This window comes from Pseudomonas azotoformans (genome assembly GCF_900103345.1).
GTDB classification, from domain to species: Bacteria; Pseudomonadota; Gammaproteobacteria; order Pseudomonadales; family Pseudomonadaceae; genus Aquipseudomonas; species Aquipseudomonas azotoformans.
Genome location: NZ_LT629702.1, coordinates 1,648,985 through 1,672,884, shown reverse-complemented (window position 1 = coordinate 1,672,884; position 23,900 = coordinate 1,648,985). Strand labels below are relative to the sequence as shown.

Here is a 23,900-nt window from a genome sequence, read left to right as displayed (position 1 = left end):
GTCTTCGGCTCCGCGTTCCAAGCATAATTTTAGGACCCGGAAACGTCCAAGACGAACACATCAATTAGCCCAACTAGCTCTGGCGGGAGCGTCTGTTCGATGCTGGTCTTCAGTTCCGGAGCGGAGTTTATGGTTGTATTTTTTTTGTTTGCGACCAGTTCATCGCCGCCAAACCAGATCACAAGATAAATTCCCTGTTGCTCTGCGTCGGGGTGGATGGAATATCGGTCATACAATTGCGCAGATGCGGCTGTGTATAGTTCTTTATGCCACTGACCTTTTACCTCAACCACAAGCAACCTTCTTTTCCCACCAATGATCTTGGTCGCAGTGAAGTCGGTGCGATTTTCACTTTTCATCTGATGCTCAGAAGTTATTACGATGCCTAATGGTCCGAGTCTGAGACTTAGACGCTCAGCAATGACCTCGGTGGCCTTGACTTCGCCCAAACGCTTACCACCATCGTAAAAGCGGTCAGCTGGATTGAACTCTCCACCGTCTATAGCTTTCTGAAAATCTTGAAGTTCTTGGAGGACTAGTTTGCGTAAGCCCTCGACGTTCACAACAGTGTCGCGATCCAGCAGTTCGATGATTTCTTGAGGAGAAGGCGGTTCAAAATCTCTCAGCGCTTGTTGTCTGACTTTACTGGCTAATAAGCTCTTAAGGTCGTTGTGCATATTTATAAAACGCGCATCGCCCAAAAGACGATTTAAGACAAGGATGGCCTCGCTAGCATCATCTGAGTGTATCAACCAGACTATATCAGTCAAAAAACGATATGCGACCTCCTCGCTAGGACTCCCCGTTCCCCAGTGGCTCGGCAGATGAACTTTAGGCCATTTATCGATAAAAGCGTCGAGAATGGCCTCCACTTTATTTGCCGTAAGTACTGGCCAATAAGAATTTTCGCCGCGATTGAAGCGTCCGGAACGAACATTAAGTGAAAATACTGTATCCCTATCAGATTTGAGCCAATTCCAATATGTGCCACAGGTATCTTTTATAAAATAAAATGCTCGAACGAGCCAGAAGATGCGCTTTCTCTCTACGTACTCATCATCTGTGGGCTCCGGCCTGTCGGACATTATATTTTCGCAACGCTCTGCGATTATTTTTTGAAGATCACTACGATCACCAAACTGAGCCGCAATCTCAAAAAGCTTTTCTAAAGTGCCAATGTCTAACTCAGAGAAGCGCGCAAGCCACTCTATTGAAAGCTCCGCCCGTAGATGGCTGAAAATCTCGTCATCGCTCAAAAGCCAAATATCCGGGTTGCAGCAGCCTTTCTGTGCCAACTGAGGCTCTAGGTACTGACGGAGATAGTGCTCTGCACTCGATGAGTCTGCAAAAATGAGACGATCAATTTCAGACTTTAGAGCGTTGCGTTCTTCTTCGATCACTGAGCTGTAGGATCGATCAATACTGGTCCGTAGCGCGGTCAATAACCGCAAATCAACACTATCCAAATTACCATCCACACGCATGATCTCTAGGCAAGCTGCTAGAAGGACCATTTCTGCATGCAATATTTCCCCTGAACACTGTAACTGTGCAAATTCTAATAGATCGGGAATTTTCAGCGCGATAAAATTTATACAGTTTCTGAGGGCAGTACAAACTAATGCCGCGTCTCCAACTTGCTCCTCAATCCGATCGGGATTCATAAGAACTAATTCTGCAAAGTAGACAAGGCATTGCCAATCGGCACCGCTTTCTATTAGCACTCGATTGGCCTGGTAATACTGAATATTCGCTGCACTCCTCTCGTTTCGTTGCCGCTGACGGCGTTTCGCCTTGCGATTCAGGCGCGGCAGTCGAGTGTTCTTTGCCATTTGCGAATAAGCTCTGTTAGATCGCACCCATTCAACCATGAATTCAGGCTTTTCTAAAGACTGTTCGCGCATGCGTCTTCTTAAGTAGTTTGATCCTACTTCTGTTTTGTAGCGATAGCGTTGATGTGTGGCGATAAAACTAGCCCAAAGCTTGGGGTTTTCGAGTTCAAATGCGAGGTTTACTATAAACTCGTAATCTTTAGATTGGAATTGAAGGCCTGAGTGAGCATAGAACTCAAACTTTTCTATTCTGGTCTTAAAAATTCTCTCTCTGTCAGTAATCGTTTTGAAAACGTGAGCCATAATCCCTTGGCGCAAGTTATGGTCGCTTTGAAGTATTTTTACAGAAGTACTACCGCTCGCTGCTTGTTGATGATGGTAATTTAAATTTTCGAGCCAGCCCCATACTTTCTCAGGATCAAATGGCGCAGACTCTAATTCAAAATACCTATCTAGCATTAATCCAATAATCTTGCATATACCATCTCGGCAGTAGCAAGCATAACGCTTTTTACCGCAAACGCAGGTCACTCCTTTAGATAATTCATCCAATAGAGGGTTGATCAAATTTAAATCTAAGCTGTCTACAAGTTTTTTGATAAAGTAGCGAGTGCCAACTGTCCGTTCTAAACGTTCTTCAGAGGCAGGATATAGTTCCGTACAGGTGCGAAAAAAATCCGACAAGTGAGAAATATCGAATCTTTCAGGACCTACGGTTGTTATTATGTCCGCTACAATCTTAAGCGAAGTTTCGCTTGCCTCAGCAACCAGAATCGATACATCGGCGTGATGATCATGTCCGATCAAATCGAGTAGACATCTGTTGGCCAAAAATCGAGTGCGTTCGCTCTGGCTTGGGTCCAATACGAGCTGACGTAATTCATTTGTTAAATGCGTAATCGCTGGTGATCCCACCAAAAGTTCGAGGATCAGATCACGTAAGTGCCCATCGTTTCCAGATGCAAGGAGAGGCTTGATTTCCTTCATGACGTCTTGGGTGAAGAAACCTGCAGCACTGAACCGACGCCAAGAATCTCCCCTTCGGAAATACGGATCTCTCTTTTCCACATCTTTTAAGCGCCTTATGAGCAGGCGCTTTGAGGACTGTTCAAGTTGAGAAGGATCGCCGTTCGCTAGTACTGCATAGGGGTCAAGTTCGATTGCTGATTCCTGAATATACTTGTTGCCTAACGCGGCCAACCAACCCAGCAGCCCTCGTAATTCGTCCCGTACAATGGTGTTTGGAGCGATTATGGGTAGGCATTTATGGATCGTAAGATGGTCCGTCGGATCAGCTATTCGCTTGGCTAGGTAATCCGCAGCACAGTATTCGACGACGATCTTGTGAACCGGTCGATGCTGATCTGCGCTGTCTCCGGGCTTGAAAAGTCTAGTCGCGAGGATGCCTTCAGCTACGGTGGTGTTTTCGAACATTGACGCTAGTAGTGGATAAATTCGGTCTGCTGTCGCTTCGCTCGTTCCTATGCCATCTGCACCTGAAAGCAAAAGCTTGGCGAATACCTCAGACGACAGGTCAACCTTTTGTGCGATCGAAAGGGTATGGCCGGTCTTCGCCACGGTGGCATTCGCCTCCTTTGCTAGGCGCTCGACCGCTTGGGAAAAAATGCTTCGCTTGTCTGTGAAATGTCTGCCACTTTCGATGTAAGCGTCTGCGAACATCTTTAAGAACTGGGGATTGGGTAGTAGTGCTTCTAAATCAAATCGAGTGACTTCCGCTTGGAATGTTGCGAAATCCTCACCCGGCACATGGTGATGAAAAATTTCCCGCTGTTCTTCTTCCTCAAACTCGACCAGCCTCACTAGGAGCGGTGAGAATCCGAAGTACTCTTCGAATGCGCTTGTGGCTGCGGTCCCCCATTCGCTGGATCGGCTAGAGATGATCACGTGCGTTGGCTTTGCTTTACTCGCATTCGCCAGGAGGTCGTGAATACCGGTTTGATCGATTTTAGCTAACTCGTCAAACGCGTCGATCACGAGCGGAGAGTTATTAGCGCCTGGGCCTATACGTTTGAATTTGTTCGCTGTCACGCTAGAAGTGCCCAGCTTCCGGGCCAAACTACGCATTAACTCAGTTTTTCCACCACCTGGTTCGGCCAGAACAACGACGTAACTTGACGTAACTAGAAGCTCATCTTCAGTGTAAGCAACGTCACTGCTGGATATTTTGCGCGGTAAATAAAGAATAGAGCTCATGGGCAGAAGTCTGAAGATGGCGTGCTGAAAGCACCAAAAAACCGGCGCCATTTATTTGAGGGCGAGTCCTTTCAAATGACACATCCTGCTCTGGATATTACGTCATTTTATAGGGATAAGCCCTTCGGTCTGTGAGCGACCGCTCCTGACCGAAAGCAGTCCGTCATACAAGCTAACATTGACCATCGCTTGGCTTGCAGGCGCCCAGCTTGAATCTGACGCTATTCGATAGCCGCCCCGTATTCCTTCGCCGTCCTTCACACCATTATTCATAGGTTTCAATGGGAAGATACACACTGATTGGAAGCTCGGCTAACGCGCTAGCGATTGTCGAGGTCGAAATTCCTGCATAGAACAAAGCGTGGGGTTTATCTGGATCGACTCGGTCCTCCGTGACAATTCCAAGAATGTGCCCAGAGTGGGAAATCACCGGTCCGCCGCTGTTGCCAGGGCGCGCAATTGCCGAATACAGGAATGACTTCTGATGCCTTATGTCTGCCACACCATCATTGACTATTTCACCACCTTGCAAGATGAGTGGAGCTTCGCAAGACATCGGTACCGGAGGGTAACCCAATAGACATAGGCGCTCCCCGATCACAGGGTCTCGAAAGCCAATCGACGAGCTACTTCTTAGCACTGGTTTTGACAGCTCAATGATCCCTACATCAACTGACTCGTGTGGGTAGCAAGCTCTAATTTCACAGTCGATTCCTTGAAAGGTTTGTTGGGGGCGGACGGTCATTTCCTTGAGAACATGCGCGCAGGTGAGTACATGCCGATCTGAGATAATGAACCCAGTTCCGCCTCGTTCGTCTCCTTTCGAATCACCAATGATGTGGACTGTGAATTCTCCGTGGTATGAGTGTAAAAATTCTGGGCCCAGCACGGGGGCAAGCCAAGCGATTCCCAAACGTTCTCTATTCGTCAGTTCTTTGAAGGCGTAATACGTCTTGGGTGCCATGACAAAGCTGCTTAGGCCCATCGCTACAAGCAGTCCCTCTCGCTCCATGGCATCTAGCAGCGTTCTGACTGGCAGCACATACCGCAGTGGTTCGGTTAGAAATTCGGTTTTTTCAAGGAATGTCAGGAACTCATGAACTGAGAAGGGGCGCGAGGAACCAGGTGTGTTGTTCGGTAGACCAAGGACCTGCAAATTTGTTGAGTACGATACAGGTGAGAAAAAGCCGAATGCTTGGATAGCCAATTCTGTTCGCTCCTGTACGGAAAGCGGTTGAAGTCGCGAATAGCGTTGGCGGATTTCAGGCTTCATTGGACTACCTGTCTAATTTGAAGTTTGAACAGCAGGAAGGGGGCAGATCTGAGTTTGGCATGGTATTTCCTCCGTGAAGAGGAAAGGGTATCAGGATGTTGGCTGGTTGAAAGTACGCCGCTGCGCAAAGTTATATAGGCAATCGTCAGGATTACCCGCTGCCACCAAAAACTCCTGCCGTGCCAACGCCCACAATCCCACCTTGGCCGTCGCGGACTGTGCCTCTGCCTCCGGATTAGCCCGCCACAACTGAAACGCCAGATAAAACAGATACGCCGCCCCCAGAATCTTGATCCCGTAGAACAACAACTCCGACGTTTGCAGCACCACTGCCAACCCTGCGGAGGCGAGGGCGATCATGCCGGCGAAGGCCAGCAAGCGGCCAATGCCCGCTAGGCATGACGTGCGGTAGCCGTAGCGGGTGGAGTTGCTCACGGAGAGCAAATTGTTCGGGCCCGGCGCCATGTTCAGGGCGAAGCAGGCGGGGAGGAAAAGGGCGAGGGTGGCGAGGTCCATGGCGGCTCCGGGTTCGCGGGGGCGGGGAAGTGTGAGGATAAGGGGAGTGGAAGTCGTTGGACAGCCTCAGCCGTTCATGTTTTGAGCTGTTTCGGCATTTGCGACACCGCCTGAGCGACTTCGGCGGCCATTTGTTCAGCACCCCGCATCCCGTCAATCCGTAAGACCGGTACTGTCTGCTGTGACAGCCATGATTCGTGCCACGCCCGGTTGCGCCCTGAGAAATTCGGGTCGTCGTAGTGCGAAGCCCATTCCCGAAAGGCCACGTGTATCGCATGCATGTCACCATCGGGTGCGATCCGATCGCCAAAGCGTGCCTTTTCGCGGGCCGTCAACCGTTCGAGGCGAACGGGCGTAGGTGTGACCACAAAGACAATCAGGTCGGCATCGGCAATCAGCGCATCGCCCCAGACCATGCAGGAGCCACTCAGCACCCAGCCGTCGTCACCGAGTGCTTGTTGCATCAGGCAAACGCGGTCGCTGGGAGATCGCTTGGTTGTGAATGGAGGGTTTGTGGGCATCCAGTAAAAATCATCGACGTCGACGTGTCGTATACCGAGCCGCGTGGCGAGGTTGTGACCCAGCGTGGTGACGCCCGCGCACGATGCACCTGTGATGTAGAGCCGCATTTTTCCTCCATGAATACAAGCCGGGTGCCAGGTCAGGGAGATGTCCTGCCCTGGCATTTCAGGGCAAAGGTTTCGGGGTGACGGTGTACCAACCCGACGGGGTTTTGGCACACACTTGCGGCCTGAGCGGTGTTTCAACCGTGTTGTTGTCCTGAACAGAGAGTTGGCGAACGGCAATCACGCAACCGGCCTTGAACGTGCTGATTTTGACCAGCTGAAATTCCATTTCATAGTCTTTACCGGGTTCGGGAATGAGTGTGACAGGCGCGGGAAAGCAGGACATTTGCGAACCGCCCATGGCGAACCCTGCAATAAAGGGTTTACCCGCTGGAATGACATGCTCGTCAAACACTTTGGGCGATTGGTTGATGGCTTTGCTCGCCTTGCTGGCAGGCATACCAATCACGCTGTTCTGGCTGTCAGTGGCCCTGAACGGGTAGAGCCCCGCCGAGTCGACATGGGCTTTTTGCCACCCGGCTTCTTCGGGTGTTTGGGTCAGCAGGGACTTGTTGTAAAACATCTCGCACGTCTGGCCGCTGAGGAAACCCGCGTTGGTGGTGTCACCCGTAATAAACCGGATTCGGGCTGAGTTGGCCGGGTCGTATTGGCTGATTTGTGCTTCGTTGCGAACGTCGGTTTTAGTGGTGGCGCAGCCGATAAGCGTCAAGCTGAGGGCCAGGGGAAACAGAGAGCGCATGGGTAACCTTCATATCCTGTGAGGGTAGGGCTTGAGGGAGAGCGATTGATGCCTTCGCCTGAGCGTCGGGTCGAGGCCTATTGACCGGCGTTCCAAACTGCCAGTTCATAGCCATCCGGGTCTGTGAAGTGGAATCTGCGTCCACCGGGGAACGAAAATGTCTCGCGGGTGATGACTGCACCCAGGGCTTTAAGCCGCTGCTGCGTGGCATTGAGGTCATCGGCGTACAAAATGACCAGAGGCCCACCCGGCCGAACCGGCTCCCCCGTGGTGAACCCGCCTGTCAGGCGCCCGTCGCTGAACTCCGTGTAGGTGGGGCCGTAGTCAACGAATGTCCAGCCGAACGCGCCGCCGTAGAAGGCTTTGCTGCGGGCAATATCGCTGACGTTGAATTCGATGTTGTCGATTTGCCGGTCTTTACCTTGAGTGCTCATGCTTGCCTTCCTGGCTGATCTTTTCGAGCGGCGAGTGTAGCGTGAACGCCTGCCTGCATGAAGACGGGAATCATGCCTATGATGCACCCGACTACAGAACTGACCGGAGTGGACAGCGTGCTGAAGATTGGAATCCTGGGCGTCGGTGAGCTGACGGAAAAGGTGGTGATCGGCCTGCGGCGCAGCGGGTTTGGCGGGCGGGTGCTGCTGTCCCCGCGAAACCACCAACGTGCGCAGCAACTCGCTGAACAGTGGGACTGTGAGGTGATGGCTGACAATCAGCAGGTGGTCGATGGGGCGGACTTGTTGGTCCTGGGCGTGCGCCCGGAGGTGGTCGATCAGCTTTCGAATGAAGTGCAGCTCAGACCTGAGCAAACGCTGGTGTCGTTGGTGGCGGGATTGAAGCTGGCCGAGCTTCAACGCCGCTTCCCGCAGGCGCGTGTGGTGCGCGCCATGCTGTCCTACGCCGCGCAGATCAACCAGACGACCGTGGTGGTCACGCCCGGTGGCGAACCCCATGCAACGCTGCTGGGCGCGCTCGGTTCATTGGTTGTACTGGACGAGGAAGAGGCGTTCGAACTGGCCACTGTCGCGGCCTGCATGAATGGCTGGTTCTATTTCTTCCTGAGTGATCTTCAGCAGTGGTTTACCGACAAAGGCCTGTCCAATGACCAGGCCGCCCAACTGGTGATGGGCAACCTGCAAGACTGTCTGGCCAGCGCCCGCCACCAGCCCTCCGCGAGTCTGGAAGCGTTGGGTAGCGCGATTGCGACACCGGGCACCTTTACGGCGGCTGGGTTGGCGGTGTTGAGAAACAAAGGCGCAACGCAGGCATGGCGCGAGGCAGCTGACGAGGTACTTGAGCGGCTGCACAAGCCCGCGCGTTTATAGCCGGTGATGCTCCAGCAAAAAGTCCACAAACACGCGGATCCGCGCCGGCATGCTCGCGCCACCGACAAACACCACATGGATCGGCTCCCGGTCGCCGGGGTTCCAGGATTCCAGCAGGCGCACCAGGTCACCGCGTTGCAGGTCTTGTGCAACCGTGAACTCGCCGATACGTGCAATACCGGCGCCTAATCGCGCCAGTTGAGCGAGGGCTTCGCCACTGCTGCATTCGATATTGCCGTTTATCTTCAGGGAGAACTCCCTACCGTCACGGGCGAAGGGCCAGTCGGATTGGGCGCGGCGGAAGTTGAAGCGCAGACAGTTGTGGCGCAGCAAGTCGTTGGGTTCCAGAGGCGTGCCGTGTTGCGCAAGGTACTCCGGCGACGCCACCAGGACCTGGCCAGTGTCGCCGATGCGCCGCGCGGTCAGCGGGCTGTCTGGCAGGTCGCCAAAGCGGATCGCGATGTCAGCCTGGCCGCCGAGGATGTCGACCACTTCGTCGCCCAAGGTCAGGTCCACCACAATGTTTGGGTAGCGGGCGCTGAACGCCGCCACCAACGGCACGATGGCCATGCGGCCGTGGCCCAGGGCCGCACTGACCCGCAGCCGGCCTTTGGGCGCGCCCTGGTCGGCGATGGCCTCTTCGACTTCCGCCATGTCGGCCAGGATGCGCCGGGCGCCGCGCAGGTACGCCTCGCCTTCGGCGGTGAAGGCGAGGGCGCGGGTCGTGCGAATCAACAGACGGGTGCCCAGGCGTTGTTCGGTGCGTGCGATGACGCGGCTGACGGCCGAGGGCGTCAAACGTAATGCCCGCGCTGCTGCCGACAGGCTGCCTTCCTGCGCCACCATCGCGAATACCGCCATCTCACCCGACCTACCGTTGAAATCCATTTTTGCCTCGCGCGCAAAGGTGATTGCCAATTATACGGTCTAGTGCCGTTAAAGCGTTGATCGTAGCATTTGCGGCATAAATGAGGAGTCTTCCATGCGTATCAATCCACCCCTTGTAGCCCTGGCTGTCGGTGCCTTTGGCATTGGCGTCACTGAGTTCGCGCCCATGGGCATGTTGCCCACCATCGCCAATGACCTTGGCGTTTCGATTCCCACCGCAGGGTTGCTGGTCAGTGCCTATGCCCTGGGGGTATTGCTCGGTGCGCCACTGATGATCTTGACCACCGGCAAGATTCCCCGTCGTCACTTGCTGGTCGGGCTTATGGCCATTTTCACCCTGGGTAACGTGATGTCGGCGCTTGCAACCGGCTATTACGACCTGTTGATTGCCCGCGTCATCACTTCGCTCAACCACGGCGCGTTTTTTGGTGTGGGTTCCATCGTTGCGGCCAGTGTGGTTGCGCCGGACAAGCGCGCCGGCGCCGTCGCCGCGATGTTTATGGGCCTGACCCTGGCGACCATTGGTGGCGTGCCACTGGCGACCTGGTTGGGTGAACTGCTTGGCTGGCGTACGGCGTTCTGGGGCATTGGCGGACTGGGCCTGGTGACCATGGTCGCGCTGTGGTTCGCGCTGCCTGACCTGCCGTTGCCGAAAAGCGACGGTGTGCTGGCCGAAATCAAGGTGCTGGGTCGCGGTTCGGTACTGGCGGCACTGGCTCTGACCGTGGTGGGTTCCGGTGCCATGTTCACCGTGTTTACCTACATCGCGCCGATCCTGAGCAACCAGACCCATGCGTCTACCCCCTTTATCACGGCCATGCTGGTGCTGTTCGGCGTCGGGTTGACCCTGGGCAATATATGGGGTGGCAAGGCGGCAGATCGCTCGATCGACCGGACCCTGATCGTCTCGCTGAGCGCACTGATTCTGGTCCTGCTGGCCTTTGCATTCCTGATGCGTTGGCCGATACCGGCAGCGGTGAGCATCCTCATCTGGGGGATCGCTAGCTTCGCCGTTGTGCCGCCGTTGCAGATGCGTGTGATGGAAGCGGCCAAAGATGCGCCGAACCTGGCCTCGGCCGTGAACATCGGCGCCTTCAACTTCGGCAACGCGATTGGCGCAGCAGTGGGGGGTGCAGTGATCAACGCAGGGTTGGGCTACCCCGCGATTTCCCTGGCCGGCGCGGCGATGGCGGGCTTGGGGTTGCTGATGGTCGTGACGTTTGCCTGGGGTTCTAGAGCGCGCATGGCTGCGGCGGTTTAGCCGATGCGCACCACAGGGTTCACTGCGGCGTCTTCAGAAAACGCTGTTCATGGTCTGGATGCGGCAGCAGGCAGGTGTCGAACTGATCCTACCTGCGTCCAGTGGCGTTCACCCTCCTGCCGTTTACCGTGAAAGCAAAGCTGCGGTGCTTGTTTCCTCACCACCCACGTCGTGCAAGGAAATCCGCGACGTCTCCGGCAACGCCAACCCACCGGCCAGTGCCAGCAACGCCACGGCAATCAGGTAAAAAGCCGGTGACAGGTTGCTGCCGGTGGTGCTGATCAACCAGGTCGCCACCAGCGGCGCGGTGCCGCCGAAGATCGTGTACGCCATGTTGTAGGTGATCGCCGAAGCGGTGTAGCGCGTACGGGTCGGGAAGGTCTCCGACAGCAAGGCCGCCGTGACCACGCCGCACAACACCGCCCCAACCGCCAACAACATCACGCCGACAATCGACGCTGCAAACGAACCGGAGCTGGCCATCAGGAACGACGGATACACCACCACGATCAGCAACACACAGGCGGTCATCACCGTGACGCGCCGCCCGACCCGATCCGAATACAGGCCCGCCAGCGGGCAGATCGCCGCCGCGAAAATCAACGCAATCAGCGACACCAGCAACGCCATCGCCCGATTCAGCCCGCCCGCCACTTGCAGGTACGTCGCGAAGTAGGTGGTGAACATATAAAACGACAACGCCGTGAGTGACACAAAAGCGCCCAGGCAGCAGATCGCCGCACCATGGTTGCGCAGAGTTTCCTTGAGCGGCGAGTGAGCCACTGCGTGCTCTTGCTTCACGGCCTGGAAGGCAGGCGTCTCGTCCAGCTTCCAGCGCAGGTAGAGGCCCACCAGGCCGAGTGGCGCGGCGATCAGGAACGGCAGGCGCCAGCCCCAACTGCCCATGGCTTCGGCGGACAACGACGCTTCAAGGGCATACGCCACTACCGCGGCGGCGGCGAACGCGGAAAACGTCGACACCGGTACAAAGCTGCCATACCAGGCGCGTTTGTCACTCGGCGCGTGCTCCATCAGATAAGCACAGGCGCCGGCGTATTCACCGCCGGCGGAGAAGCCCTGGGCGCAACGGATCAGCGACAACAGAATCGGCGCCGTGACGCCGATGGCGGCGTAGGTGGGCAGCAGGCCGATCAACGTGGTAGCAGCGGCCATCAGCAAGATGGTCATGGCCAGGGTGCGCTTGCGGCCAATGCGGTCGCCGAGCATGCCGAAGAAAATACCGCCCAGGGGCCGGAAGGCGAAGGCCACCGCAAACACGGCGAAGGTCTTGAGCAACGCCGCGCTGGCGTCGCCGCTGGGGAAGAATTGCTGGGCGATGGTGGTGGCGAGGAAGCCATAGACGGCGAAGTCAAACCACTCGACGAAATTACCGATGCCGGCGGCGATGATGACCTTGCGCAGGGTTTGCGGGCTGACCTGTTCGGTGGAGGGGCTCGTCATGGGGGAAGGCCTCGGGATAGCTGGGGGGATGACCGATTATCGGCGCAGGCGCTTGGGCGGCGGGGCCCAAAAGAGTCGTCCGCGTAGTCAGTAGCGACTTGGTGGGATGGGCAGACGCAGGAATCAGGCCAGGTGCGTCTTGCTCATCAGGCGCCGGGCTACCTTCGCCAGTATCCTTACCCCTTCATCAATCTGCTCCACGGTGAGCCCGGCGTAGCCCATGACCAGGCCTGCCGGTCGGTCGCCCTGCGACGTGAACAACGGCGTCAGGGGATACACACCCACGCCGAACTCAAGGGCAAGCGCCTGCAAGGCGGGCTCATCCCGCGAGCCCAGCGACGGCAGCAGCAATACCCCATGCAGCCCGGCGGCCATGCCCAGCAGTTTGCCAAGCCCCGCCAGGTGGCGGTCGACGGCATCCAGCAGCGCTTTACGGCGTCCTTCATTGTCACGGCGCAGGCGACGTACGTGGCGTTCATAGGCGCCGCTGGCGATTAATGAGGCGAGTACGTTCTGCTCCCAGCGCGCGGAGTGGCGGTCGGTCAGCCGCTTGGCCTCACGAAACACGCCCACCAGGTCACGGGGCAGTACCAGGTAACCCAGCCGCAATTGCGGCGAGAGTGCCTTGGAGAAGGTGCCGACGTAGATCACCTGCGCTTCGGCATCCACTGACTGCAGCGCGTCGATGGGGCGCTGGCCGTAGCGGAATTCGCCACCGTAATCGTCTTCGATGACCCATGCGCGATGGCGACTCGCCCAGGCCAGCAACTCGAGGCGCCGCGCGATGGGCAGTACTGCGCCCATGGGGAACTGGTGCGACGGGGTGACGTAGGCCAGCCGTGCGCGTGGGTCGTCCGGCAAGCGTTGTGTCTGCAAGCCGCAGGCGTCGACCGGAATGGGTAACGCGGTTGCGCCGGTGGCCTCGAAACAGTACCGGGCCATGCGGTAGCCCGGGTCCTCGAACACGAACGCATCGTCGGGGTTGAGCAGCACCCGAGCGCACAGATCGAGCCCCTGCTGGGAACCGTGCACCACCAGGATCTGCTCGGCATCGCAGCTCAAGCCACGGGCACGGCGCAGATAGCCTTGCAGTGCCTGGCGCAAGCGTTCTTCACCTTCGGGTTGGCCGTAAGGTCGACTGGGTTGACGCTTGACCAGTTCGGCGCGATAGGCGCGATGCCAGCCAAGTGCCGGGAAGTCCCGTGAGGCGACCGCACCATACTGAAAGTCGATACGCGCCGAGGGCGACGCCATGCTGTAGGGCGTGAGGCTGGCCACATGCTGTCCGTACAGGGACAGCAAGGGTGGACGGTGGTCGTCGGGCACCGGGCCCGTTGCCGGCCGCCCCCCGACTCTGGCGGCAACCCTGGCGGCCTTGCCTACGGCAGTCACCACAAACCCCTCGGCGGCCAGTTGCTCGTAGGCGGCGGTGACGGTGGTGCGTGACACCCCGAGTGTGTCTGCCATCGCACGGGTCGAGAGCAGCTTGGTGTCGGGCGCAAGCGTGCCGTCTTCAATCTGTGCACGCAACCTGGCGTAGATTCGGCGTTCAGCGCCGCGCGAAGGATTCGATAACTGGCCCATGGAAAAACCTCGAAACTGGTGCTTTTTGCGCTGCAGGTGATGGGCGAGATTATGGGTTCTCTTCCCGCCAAAATGAATGCTCGCCATGTACATTCCTGATCACTTTGCCGAACAACGCCTGGAACAACTGCACAGAATCATCCATGACAACCCACTGGGCATCGTGGTGATGCCGGGTGACAGCGGCATGGACGCCGATCACCTGCCGTTTGATTTTGAACCGCACGACGGCACCCACGGACGGCTCATGTCAGCCATCGTGCACCTGCGCGAGCGCGGTGAGACGGCACTTGCGCAGATCATGCTGGAAAACCTCGGCCCGTTGGATCCGGAGGCCGCGCCATGGAGCTTGAGCTGAGCCTCACCACGATCCTGGTCACGTTCGCCGGGGTGTTCTTGATCTGCTTCATGAAAGGCGCCTTCGGCGGTGGCTTTGCCATCGTCGGCATTCCGCTGCTGTCGCTGGTGATGGACCCGATCACCGCCGGTGGTTTGTTGGCACCGTTGTTCATCGCCATGGACCTGTTCGGCCTGCGCTATTGGAAACCGTCGACCTGGTCAAAGCCCGACCTCACTTTACTGGTACCTGGGTTGGTGGTCGGGATTGGCGTTGGCTACCTGCTTTTTCGCGTATTGGATCACCGCGCGATTGCCATCGTGATGGCGGTGGTCACCCTGGTGTTTGTCGGCCTGTGGTTCAGGGCCGGGGGAAATGTCAGTGTGAAGCCGCGTTCAGCACCGAAGGCCGTGGCCGCTGGGGTCACCTCCGGAATCACCACCATGGTTGCGCATTCCGGTGGGCCGCCGTTGGCGATGTACCTGTTGCCGCTGGGCCTGAGCAAGCAGGTGTACGCCGGCACCACCAGCCTGTTTTTCACCGTGGGTAACCTGCTCAAGGCTATCCCTTGGCTGATCCTGGCCAGGCCGACCGGTGATGTGCTGGGCCTGGCGCTGATCTGCCTGCTTGCCGTGCCGAGTGGCGTGTGGCTGGGCTGGCGCCTGCATGCGCGGTTGGATCAGCGCCAGTTGTATCGCGCGTGCTATGGCTTGCTGATTATCACGGCGCTCAAGCTGTTATGGGACGGCATCAGCGGCTACCTGGCTTAGGGATGAAACCTGCGTCCCAACGCATCCAGGCGCACCGCGATCGGCGGCAACCGCTCGCTGCTGCGTGCCAGGGTTTCCACGTTGTCGGCGGTGCTTTGCGCAATGCTCTGCACCGACTGCAGGCGCCCGACAATCTCCAGGTTGGCCGAGGTCTGCTCGCGGGTGGTGGTCACGATCCGGCCATTGAGGTCGTCGATGTGGGCGATGTCGTCGCCCACTGCGCGCAGCATGTCGACGGCCACCTGGCTGTCTTCCACGCAGCGATCGACGCCTTGGCGGCTGTCGTGCATGGCTTGCACGGCCTGGCGGCTGCCGTGTTGCAGGCCTTCGATGATGGTTTTGATTTCCTGGGTGGACACCGCCGTGCGTTGCGCCAGGTTGCGCACTTCGTCGGCAACCACGGCAAAGCCACGGCCTTGCTCGCCGGCGCGGGCGGCTTCGATGGCGGCGTTGAGGGCCAGCAGGTTGGTCTGGTTGGCGATGCTGCTGATCACGTCGAGCACGGTGCCGATCTGTTCGGTTTGCACGGCCAGGCCTTGTACTGTCTCGTGGGTGCCGTTGAGGCGTGAGGCCAGTTGGGTGATTTCCTGCTGGGCGCGGCCAACGCTTTCCTGGCCGCGCAGGATCTGTTGGCTGGCCTTGCCGGCATGGTCCACCGCTTGCTCGACGTGCACGGCAATATGGCCCATGGCGTCTTCCATGCGTTGCATCGAGCCGGTCATCTGGGTGATTTCCGCCAGTTGGTGGCGGGCGCCGTTTTCCAGGGTGCCGCTGGCGCTGGCCAGTTCCTGGCCCAATTGGCCGAGGCCGTGGGAGTCACGGGCGACGCCGTCGATCAGGTGGGTGAGCTGCTGCAGGAAGTGGTCGAAGCGCTTGGCCAGGGAGACATGCACCTTGCCTTCGCCCTGGGCGGTTTGCGCTGTGAACTGTGAGGTGACGGCGAGCATCTTCTCGAGCATTTCCTGACTCTCGACCGCCTCGGCCTGGCTGTGCACGGCCAGGTAGAGCAGGGCGACGGTCTCCATCACCACGTAGAAGGCATGCACGAACACCATGGTCCAGCCACCGTGGTGCGCCATCACAAACACTGGAAAGCCCTGATGTTGAAGGGCATGGAACACCACGTGATGCACGGCAATGGTGGCGGCGGCGACCAGGATCGGCAGCCAGTCACGATAAAACGTCAGCACCGCCAGCAGCGCGAAGATGCCGAAGTGCGCTTCGATCACGCCCTGGGCCTGGTTGATATGCAGCGCCGCCATGACCATCAGGCCCGCGCCGAGGGTGCAACGCATCACACGGGTGCCGCCGATGGCACGGTAAAGCGCGGTCAACACCACGCTGGTGCCTCCGCCGACCAACACGGCCTGCACCAGGGTGTCGTGCCAGAACGCCAGGCCCAGGGAAAACAGGAACATCAGCCAGACCAGCGCCAGCATGATGCGGTCGGCTTTGCGGTAGTGCTCGAAAAAACGCGTGCGGGTGGGCATTCACACTTACTCCATGTGGTCTGGCCGAGACATAGCGAGGGGCAGGGTGGAGCGAATCAGGGATTTTTTGGTTTTTATTGGATTCAGTGATGCCAAACGTATATCGGCATCGGGAGGCGGGACTTGAGCAACGGCTACCCGGGCGGGCAGCCGTTTATCGGAGGGGGATCAGAAGGCGTATTTGGCCGTCAGCATCATATTGCGCGGGCTGCCGTAGGAGTCACCGCCATAGCTCACGGAGTTGGAGATGGACTGGTAGTAACGGCGGTCGAAGATGTTGTTGGCGTTGAGTTGCAGATCCAGGTGCTGGTTGACCTGGTAGCCGGCCATCAGGTCGGTGACGGCGTAGGCGCCTTGCTGCAGGCGGTAGGTGCTGCCATCCGCGACTTTGAAGTCGTTGTACATGCGGCTCTGCCAGGAAACGTTGCCGCCCACGCGGAGTTTTTCCAGGGCGCCCTGGAAGTGGTAGTTGGTGGTCAGCTTGAACAGGTGCTCCGGGGTGTCGGTGTCGAACTGTTTGTTGACGTTCTGCGGGTTGGCTGCGTCCTTGATGGTGTGCGTGCGTGCATAGGTGTAGCCACCGCCGACCTGCCAGTTCTCGGTCAAGGCGCCTTGCAGTTCGAAGTCGATACCCTGGCTGCGAATCTCGCCGGAGGCCACTGAGCAGGAGGCCTGCGGACAGTTTGCGACGGTCACGCCGACGGCACGGTTTTCCTGGTCGACGCGAAACAGCGCCACACTCGCGTTCAGTGCGCCACCCAGGTATTCACCCTTGATACCCACCTCATAGTTCTTGCCGACGATAGGCTTGAGCGGGGTGCCCGAGGTGTCCTTTTCGCTCTGGGGCGTGAAGATGTCGCTGTAGCTGACGTAGACCGAGTGATGGTCGTCCAGGTCGTAGATCAGGCCGGCGTAGCGGGTGAGGTTGCGGGTGACCTTGTAGTCGCCGGTGTTGCTGCCGTGGGCATCGTAGTCATACCAGTCCAGGCGCCCGCCGAGGATCAGCTTCAACGGGTCAGCCAGATTCAGGCGCGTGGTGACGTACACCCCGTCCTGGGTGGTCACGTCGCGGTCATTGGTGGTGTGGACGAAGTTCGGTTTGCCCGCCGTGAGCGGCCAGTTCAGGTTGTAGGGGCTGTAGTTGTGGGTGGTCATGTCGTAGATGCGCCGGCTGGCGCCTACCACCAGCTCGTGGGTACGCCCGAACGCCTGGAAGGGGCCGCTGGCAAACGCGTCGACACCCGCCTGGTCCTCATCGTAAGCCGCTTGATAGACGGTGCGCGCCAGTGTGTTGGCGACCCAGCGCGACTGGTAGGAGCCGGAGAACAGCGCGTTCTGTTCGGCATAGTTGGCGTTGACTTGCAGTTTCCAGTCGTTGGCCAGTTGCTGACGCAGTTCGGCGAATACCGTGTTGATCTCCTGGTCCTTGTTTTCCCAGTCGGTACCAGGGTTGTAGGAGCGCGGCAGGTTCAGGTGATGGCCATCCTGGCCGACCATTGACGAGCCCCAGAAGTAATTGGTCTTGTCCTTCTGGTTGGAGAAGCCCAGGGTCAGGGTGGTGTCTTCGCTCAGGTCGGCTTCGGTGACGGCGTAAAACAGGCCGTGATACTCCTCGGCGTTGTCGATGAAGCTGTTGGCATCGCGGTACGAGGTGACCACGCGACCGCGCCAGGTGCCACTGTCGTTGAGTGGGCTGGAGGCGTCGAGTTCGCCCCGGTAGTCGTCCCAGCTGCCGGCGGCGCCGGTCAGGGTGACTTTCTGCTCGTCCAGTGGCCGCTTGCGGACCAGGTTGATGGCGGCAGACGGGTTGCCCGCGCCGGTGACCAGGCCGGTGGCGCCGCGCACGATTTCAACGCGATCGAACATCGCCAGGTTCGGCTGTGCGCCCACCGACACACCGTTGTAGCCACTGGGGATGCCGTCATACATCAGGTTGTCGATGTCGAAGCCGCGCGACGTATAGGACTGCCGGCCAGGGCCGCTGGAGAAGTTCAGGAACAATCCCGGGGTGGCCTTGACCACATCATTGATGCTGGTCATCGCCTGGTCATCCATACGCTGACGGGTAATGACGGTGACGGCCTGCGGGGTTTCGCGCATGGTCAATGGCAGCTTGGTCGCGGTTTTCATCGCGCCGGTGGTGTAGGACGGGGTGCCCTCGGTGGTTTCGCCCAGTTGCTCTTCGCCAGAGATTTGCGTGGCGCCCAGTTCAAGCGTGGTGGGCGGCGCCTGGGTATCGGCGGCAAAGACCGCAGATGAACTGGCCAGACAGACCGCCAACGCCATCAGACTGGGTGAAAAACCTTTACTGCCGTGTTGTTGCACAGACATGGAACTGACTCTCCCCGAACGCCGTCCCTGGCGAATAATAAATCTGTTGATAATTATTCGCATTAGTCTGGCAGATTGTTCTTGTAGGAAAAAGCCTTGAGGGAGAAACAGTTAACGAATTTTTCACATCGCAGTGGCGGCGATTTGCCACATCGCCCCCTGAAAAGCGCCGATTATTCGCGCTGTGGAATCGCCACCCGACTCGTCGCCTTGACCTCCCTCAGCGCCAGGCTCGACTGTATCGAGGCAATCCCCAACTGCCGCCGCAACACGCTCTCGACAAACTCGCTGTAGCTGTCCAGGTCTTCGGCCAGTACCTGCAACAAATAATCGGCATCCCCGGTGATCTTGTGGCACGACAACACCTGTGGCAGTTCTTTCACCACCGCCTCGAAGGCATCCGGCGCATGGTCGGTATGAATCGCAAAACGCACATGCACGAACGCCAGGATGTCCAGCCCGAGCATCTTGCGGTCGAGGTTGGCCTGGTAGTCCTTGATCACGCCTTCTTCTTCCAGGCGTTTGCGCCGGCGCCAGCAGGGCGTGAGGCTCAGGGACAGGCGCTCACTCAGCTGAGCGTTGGAAATACTGGCGTCCTGCTGCAGCAGGGCGAGGATGGCGAGATCGGTATCATCAAGAACGACCTGTTTGGTTTTATTTTTCATAATCGTGCGCCAATGAGGTAAATATTCCCGATAAACCTAACAGTGCCGTAAGTAAAAGCAAAGAAAGCCCACTGCCGCCAGAACAAAATAGACCCTGTCTTTTACTGGCGGATGCCCTCAAATGTTGACTGTTTTCAGCGAAGCCCACCGTTTGCACCATGGCACCGAACTCAAGGACGGTGTGCTCAAACCCTCGTTCGAACAACCCAGCCGCGCCGACACCGTGCGTGATCGCGTGCGGCAGGTCGGCCTGGGCGACATCATCACCCCGCGCCGCTTCGACCGCGCCTGTTACGTCGCCGCCCACAGCGAGCGCTACGTGGCGTTCCTGGAAACCGCCTGGGCCGAATGGACCGCCATCGGCCGCAGCCATGACGCCTTGCCCCTGGTGTGGCCGGTACGCGACCTGGCCAACCAGCAGGTGCCGGCGTTCATCGACGGCAAGCTCGGTTTTTACGCGATGGACGCCGGTTCGCCGATTACCCGCACCACCTGGCAGGCGGTGAAGACCAGCGCCGACATCGCACTGACCGGCCTGGCGTTGCTCGACGAAGGCCATCACAGCGCCTTTGCCCTGTGCCGCCCACCGGGCCATCACGCGGCCCGTGAATACATGGGCGGTTACTGCTACCTCAACAACGCCGCGATTGCCGCACAGCACGCCATCACCCAGGGCGCCAAGCGCGTGGCGGTGCTGGATGTGGATTTTCACCATGGCAATGGCACCCAGAACATTTTCTACGACCGCCCGGACGTGATGTTCATATCCCTGCATGGCGACCCGGCGGTGTCCTACCCGTATTTTTCCGGTGCCAGCAGCGAGCGCGGCGTCGGCGCTGGGGAGGGCTTCAACCTGAACTACCCGTTGCCGAAAAACACCACCTGGGCCAATTACCGCACCGCCCTGCTAGACGCCTGCCAGCAACTGCGCCGCTTTGCGCCTGAAGTGTTGGTGATCTCCCTGGGCGTCGACACCTTCAAGGACGACCCCATCAGCCACTTCCTCCTCGACAGCGACGACTTCCTCGGCATGGGCGAGATCATCGCCAGCGTCGGCGTGCCCACGCTGTTCGTGATGGAAGGCGGCTACATGGTCGACGAGATCGGCATCAATGCGGTCAACGTGCTGCACGGTTTCGAACGCCACAGCCAATAACAACGACCCCTCGACTTTTCTTCTGCCAAAACTCAAAAACATAACAAGAGGTTTTGTGATGAAAACAACCACGCCCGGGCTGTGTGAACAGCCTGCGTTGCAACGCACCCTGAGCAACCGCCATATCCAGTTGATGGCCATGGGCGGCGCGATCGGCACCGGCCTGTTCATGGGCTCCGGCAAGATCATCGCGCTGTCCGGCACCTCGATCATCCTGATCTACATGATCATCGGGCTCTTCGTGTACTTCGTGATGCGCGCCATGGGCGAGCTGCTGCTGTCCAACCTCAACTTCAAGAGTTTCGCCGACTTTGCCGGTGCTTACCTGGGGCCGCGTGCGGCGTTCTTTCTCGGCTGGTCTTACTGGTTGAGCTGGAGCGTCGCGGTGGTGGGGGACGCCGTTGTGGTCGGCGGTTTCTTCCAGTACTGGTTCCCCGATGTACCGGCCTGGATGCCGGCGGTGGCGATGTTGCTGACCCTGTTCGCGCTGAATGTGCTGACGGTCAGGCTGTTCGGCGAAGTGGAGTTCTGGTTCGCGATCATCAAGATCATCGCCGTGGTGACGTTGATCGGGGTGAGTGGGGTGCTGATCGCCAGTTCGTACGTCTCGCCCACCGGGGTCACCGCTTCGTTGAGCCACCTGCTGGATAAACAAGCGGCATTTCCCAACGGCCTGTTCGGCTTTTTTGCCGGGTTCCAGATGGCGATCTTTTCCTTCGCCGGCACCGAGTTGATCGGCACCGCCGCCGCCGAAACCCGTGCGCCGGAAAAGACCTTGCCCAAGGCGATCAACTCGATCCCGCTGCGCATCATCCTGTTCTACGTACTGGCCCTGACGTGCATCATCGCGGTGACCTCCTGGCAGCAGGTGTCACCGAGCAAGAGCCCGTTTGTCGAGTTGTTCCTGGTCGCCGGATTCCCCGCCGCAGCGGGTATCGTCAATTTCGTGGTGCTGACCTCGGCGGCGTCGTCTGCCAACAGCGGGGTGTTTTCCGCCAGCCGCATGTTGTTCGGCCTGGCCGACCTGGGTGATGCGCCAGGGATCTTCCGGCGCTTGTCGAACAGCAGCGTGCCGTTTATCAGCCTGGCGTTTACCAGCTTGCTGATGTTGCTGGGGCTGGTGTTGCTGTTTGTGGTGCCGGAGGTGATGACCGCCTTCACCATCGTGTCGACGGTGTCGGCGATCCTGGTGATCTTCACCTGGTCGACCATCCTCGCGTCCTACATCGCCTATCGCAAAAAACGCCCGGACCTGCACGCCCAATCCACCTACAAGATGCCCGGTGGTGTGCCGATGGCCTGGTTTGCCCTGGCGTTTCTCGCCTTTGTGCTGGGCCTGCTGGCGTTGCGGCCGGATACACGCCTGGCGCTGTGTGTGATGCCGGCCTGGTTCATCTGGCTGGGAATTGCCTATCAGTTTTCGCGCTTTCAGGGTCTGCCCGTTCAAGGTCGTTGAAAAACCGGCCATATCGAGCTGATACCCTCCCATTTGTGGTGAGCGGGCTTGCCCCGCGTTGGGTTGCGAAGCGACCCTGGAAGGAGGCATGCGGTGAATCAGGCACTCTTCGGCCGCTGGTGTTGGGGCCGCTTCGCAGCCCAACGCGGGGCAAGCCCGCTCGCCACAAAGTGTTGTTCGTCAGGTCTTTGAAAAACCGGCCATGTCTGGCTGATACCACGCCATTAAGGGCGAACCCTGCAACTGTGGTGAGCGGGCTTGCCCCGCGTTGGGTTGCGAAGCGACCCTGGAAGGAGGCGTGCGGTGAATCAGGCACTCTTCGGCTGCTGGTGTTGGGGCCGCTTCGCAGCCCAACGCGGGGCAAGCCCGCTCGCCACAGGGTATTTGTCGCCAGTTCTGACTAGAGACCTTGAAAGGGCTGGCTTTCAGGGTGCCAGCCTGGTGAAGACATAATCGCGGTCTTTCACCAACGCCTGGTGGCAGGCAAAACACGTCTGATGCTGCGCTTCATCGGCGGGTTTGCCATTGACGAAGCGTCCAAACCCCCAGCCACCAGTGGACGCGTATTTTTTCGAGTCCTTGACCATGAACTGCACGGTGGTCGCCGCGCCAGGGATGGACGCCGTCTTGAAGTCCGGTGACTGCTCGTGTTTCCACGCCAACTTGGCCAGAACGGTGCCATCCGGGAACGGCAACTTGCCCTCCCGGTAAGCCTTGAGCGCAGCGCTGTTGCCCAGCACCACGCGCAGCTCGTTAAACGGGGCGGCTTCCTGGGCCGGCGCCACCAGTTCCCATTGGCGGTAGCCGTCGGGGATGGTCACGCCGTAGATCGGCGAGGATGCGCTGTCGGCGAAGGCACCGGTCGAACTCGCGAGGGCCAATGCGGCCATGCACAGGCGCTTCATCACAGGTGATCCGCATCGATGACCGCCTTGGCAAATGCCTCGGGCGCTTCCTGCGGCAGGTTGTGGCCAATGCCACCCTTGATCAGGCGGAACTCGTACTTGCCGGTAAAGCGCTTGGCGTAGTCCTCCGGCTGCGGGTGCGGGGCGCCGTTGGCGTCGCCTTCGAGGGTGATGGTCGGTACGCCAATGGACGGCGCCTGGGCGAGTTTCTGCTCCAGCGGGTCGTATTTCGTTTCACCCTGCACCAGGCCCAACCGCCAGCGGTAGTTGAACACAGTGATCGCTACGTGATCCGGGTTCTCCAGGCCTTTGGCGCTGCGGTCGAACGTGGCGTCATCGAACTTCCACTGCGGCGAGGCCAGTTGCCAGATCAGCCTGGCGAAGTCGTGGGTGTTTTTCTGGTAGCCGGCGGCGCCGCGTTCGGTGGCGAAGTAGAACTGGTACCACCATTGCAACTCAGCCTTGGGCGGCAGTGGGTTCTTGCCGGCCGCCTGGTTGCCGATCAGGTAACCGCTGACCGACACCAGCGCCTTGACCCGCTCCGGCCACAATGCCGACACGATATCCGCCGAGCGTGCGCCCCAGTCATAGCCACCGAGCACCGCTTGCTGGATCTTCAACGCGTCCATGAAGTCGATCACATCACTGGCCAGCGCGGCCGGTTGGCCGTTGCGCAGGGTTTTATCCGAAAGGAAATGGGTGTCGCCATAACCCCGTGCGTAAGGGATCAACACGCGATAGCCCTTGGCTGCCAGCCGCGGCGCGACCTCGGCGTAGCTGTCGATGTCGTAGGGCCAGCCATGCAGCAGGATCACCACAGGGCCGGTGGCGGGGCCGACTTCGGCGTAGGCCACGTCCAGCAGCCCGGCCTTGACGTGCTTGAGGGCACCGAAGGCGCTTTGCGCGCTGCCGACTGCCTTGCTCGGGGTTTCGGGCATTTCTGCGTGGGCCATGCCCAGCAGGCCGAATTGCGCGATGGCAAAGGCCAGGAAAAGTGGTTTCGTGCGGCGGTTCAACTGAGCGTGCATGGCGAGCCTCCTGCGGCTGGATGTGTGCCTGGTACTCAGTTGAACGCCGGGCTGTGTCTGGCCTGTTTCAGGAAACCCGCCG

Annotated in this window: 19 protein-coding genes and 1 pseudogene; 6 read left to right on the top strand and 14 right to left on the bottom strand. The window is 58.8% G+C overall.

Annotated features, from left to right (window positions below; translation table 11 throughout):
* Window positions 1-29: 29 nt before the first annotated feature.
* The 6 genes and pseudogenes from BLR69_RS07030 to BLR69_RS07005 all read right to left on the bottom strand — a co-directional run bounded on the left by BLR69_RS07030 (window position 30) and on the right by BLR69_RS07005 (window position 7,595).
* A complete protein-coding gene (locus BLR69_RS07030) occupies window positions 30-4,046 on the bottom strand; it encodes an NACHT domain-containing protein (protein ID WP_071495832.1) in 4,017 nt (1,338 codons plus the stop codon).
* Window positions 4,047-4,311: 265 nt separating this feature from the next.
* A complete protein-coding gene (locus BLR69_RS07025) occupies window positions 4,312-5,319 on the bottom strand; it encodes a S1 family peptidase (RefSeq protein WP_083365781.1) in 1,008 nt (335 codons plus the stop codon).
* Window positions 5,320-5,415: 96 nt separating this feature from the next.
* Window positions 5,416-5,835, bottom strand: a pseudogene (locus BLR69_RS07020) (LysE family translocator); the annotation flags it as partial.
* 74 nt (window positions 5,836-5,909) lie between these two features.
* The gene (locus BLR69_RS07015) at window positions 5,910-6,464 is read right to left on the bottom strand and encodes an ATP-binding protein (RefSeq protein ID WP_071495455.1); all 555 of its coding nucleotides are present in this window, start codon (window positions 6,462-6,464) and stop codon (window positions 5,910-5,912) included.
* 58 nt (window positions 6,465-6,522) lie between these two features.
* A complete protein-coding gene (locus tag BLR69_RS07010; RefSeq protein WP_071495456.1) occupies window positions 6,523-7,161 on the bottom strand; it encodes a hypothetical protein in 639 nt (212 codons plus the stop codon).
* 77 nt (window positions 7,162-7,238) lie between these two features.
* Window positions 7,239-7,595, bottom strand: a complete 357-nt coding sequence (locus tag BLR69_RS07005; RefSeq protein ID WP_071495457.1) for a VOC family protein — start codon at window positions 7,593-7,595, stop codon at window positions 7,239-7,241.
* A 117-nt stretch (window positions 7,596-7,712) separates the two neighbouring features.
* On the opposite strand from BLR69_RS07005, the gene BLR69_RS07000 reads away from it, so the two are divergent.
* The gene (locus BLR69_RS07000; protein WP_071495833.1) at window positions 7,713-8,486 is read left to right on the top strand and encodes an NAD(P)-binding domain-containing protein; all 774 of its coding nucleotides are present in this window, start codon (window positions 7,713-7,715) and stop codon (window positions 8,484-8,486) included.
* Here the strand turns inward: BLR69_RS07000 and BLR69_RS06995 are convergent.
* The gene (locus tag BLR69_RS06995; RefSeq protein WP_076955256.1) at window positions 8,481-9,374 is read right to left on the bottom strand and encodes a LysR family transcriptional regulator; all 894 of its coding nucleotides are present in this window, start codon (window positions 9,372-9,374) and stop codon (window positions 8,481-8,483) included. The genes BLR69_RS07000 and BLR69_RS06995 overlap by 6 nt on opposite strands.
* A 94-nt stretch (window positions 9,375-9,468) precedes the next feature.
* Here BLR69_RS06995 and BLR69_RS06990 point away from each other — a divergent pair, with 94 nt between their 5' ends.
* Window positions 9,469-10,635, top strand: coding sequence for an MFS transporter (locus tag BLR69_RS06990; RefSeq protein WP_058426191.1), 1,167 nt, complete (start codon window positions 9,469-9,471; stop codon window positions 10,633-10,635).
* A 123-nt stretch (window positions 10,636-10,758) separates the two neighbouring features.
* Here BLR69_RS06990 and BLR69_RS06985 read toward each other — a convergent pair whose 3' ends face one another.
* Both BLR69_RS06985 and pdxR read right to left on the bottom strand, forming a co-directional pair.
* Window positions 10,759-12,096 (bottom strand): MFS transporter, encoded by a 1,338-nt coding sequence (locus tag BLR69_RS06985; protein ID WP_071495459.1) that lies wholly within the window; start codon window positions 12,094-12,096, stop codon window positions 10,759-10,761.
* A 123-nt stretch (window positions 12,097-12,219) separates the two neighbouring features.
* Window positions 12,220-13,680, bottom strand: coding sequence for a MocR-like pyridoxine biosynthesis transcription factor PdxR (gene pdxR / locus BLR69_RS06980; RefSeq protein WP_071495460.1), 1,461 nt, complete (start codon window positions 13,678-13,680; stop codon window positions 12,220-12,222).
* An 85-nt stretch (window positions 13,681-13,765) separates the two neighbouring features.
* On the opposite strand from pdxR, the gene BLR69_RS06975 reads away from it, so the two are divergent.
* On the top strand, window positions 13,766-14,038 hold the full coding sequence (locus tag BLR69_RS06975) for an FMN-binding negative transcriptional regulator (RefSeq protein ID WP_083365780.1): 273 nt from the start codon (window positions 13,766-13,768) through the stop codon (window positions 14,036-14,038).
* Entirely contained in the window at window positions 14,023-14,787 is a 765-nt protein-coding gene (locus BLR69_RS06970; protein WP_071495462.1) for a sulfite exporter TauE/SafE family protein, read from the top strand. Before BLR69_RS06975 ends, BLR69_RS06970 begins: the two co-directional genes overlap by 16 nt.
* Here BLR69_RS06970 and BLR69_RS31315 read toward each other — a convergent pair.
* The 3 genes from BLR69_RS31315 to BLR69_RS06955 form a co-directional block, all read right to left on the bottom strand.
* Window positions 14,784-16,277 carry a methyl-accepting chemotaxis protein gene (locus BLR69_RS31315; protein WP_071495463.1) on the bottom strand — a complete coding sequence of 498 codons (1,494 nt, stop codon included), beginning with the start codon at window positions 16,275-16,277 and terminating at the stop codon, window positions 14,784-14,786. The two genes, BLR69_RS06970 and BLR69_RS31315, sit on opposite strands and share 4 nt — an antisense overlap.
* Window positions 16,278-16,445: 168 nt before the next feature.
* Complete coding sequence (locus tag BLR69_RS06960; protein ID WP_071495464.1) at window positions 16,446-18,608, bottom strand: TonB-dependent siderophore receptor; 2,163 nt, start codon at window positions 18,606-18,608, stop codon at window positions 16,446-16,448.
* A 173-nt stretch (window positions 18,609-18,781) separates the two neighbouring features.
* The gene (locus BLR69_RS06955) at window positions 18,782-19,273 is read right to left on the bottom strand and encodes an Lrp/AsnC family transcriptional regulator (protein ID WP_058426187.1); all 492 of its coding nucleotides are present in this window, start codon (window positions 19,271-19,273) and stop codon (window positions 18,782-18,784) included.
* A 121-nt stretch (window positions 19,274-19,394) separates the two neighbouring features.
* On the opposite strand from BLR69_RS06955, the gene BLR69_RS06950 reads away from it, so the two are divergent.
* The gene (locus tag BLR69_RS06950; protein ID WP_071495465.1) at window positions 19,395-20,429 is read left to right on the top strand and encodes a histone deacetylase family protein; all 1,035 of its coding nucleotides are present in this window, start codon (window positions 19,395-19,397) and stop codon (window positions 20,427-20,429) included.
* Window positions 20,430-20,487: 58 nt separating this feature from the next.
* Window positions 20,488-21,885: an amino acid permease gene (locus BLR69_RS06945; protein ID WP_071495466.1), complete on the top strand. Its 1,398-nt coding sequence runs from the start codon at window positions 20,488-20,490 to the stop codon at window positions 21,883-21,885.
* 425 nt (window positions 21,886-22,310) lie between these two features.
* On the opposite strand, the gene BLR69_RS06940 is transcribed toward BLR69_RS06945, so the two are convergent.
* Together BLR69_RS06940 and BLR69_RS06935 are read right to left on the bottom strand one after the other, a co-directional pair.
* On the bottom strand, window positions 22,311-22,790 hold the full coding sequence (locus BLR69_RS06940) for a cytochrome P460 family protein (RefSeq protein ID WP_071495467.1): 480 nt from the start codon (window positions 22,788-22,790) through the stop codon (window positions 22,311-22,313).
* Window positions 22,790-23,818, bottom strand: a complete 1,029-nt coding sequence (locus tag BLR69_RS06935; RefSeq protein ID WP_071495468.1) for an alpha/beta fold hydrolase — start codon at window positions 23,816-23,818, stop codon at window positions 22,790-22,792. The genes BLR69_RS06940 and BLR69_RS06935 overlap by 1 nt, the downstream gene beginning before the upstream one ends.
* Between the last annotated feature and the right edge of the window lie 82 nt (window positions 23,819-23,900).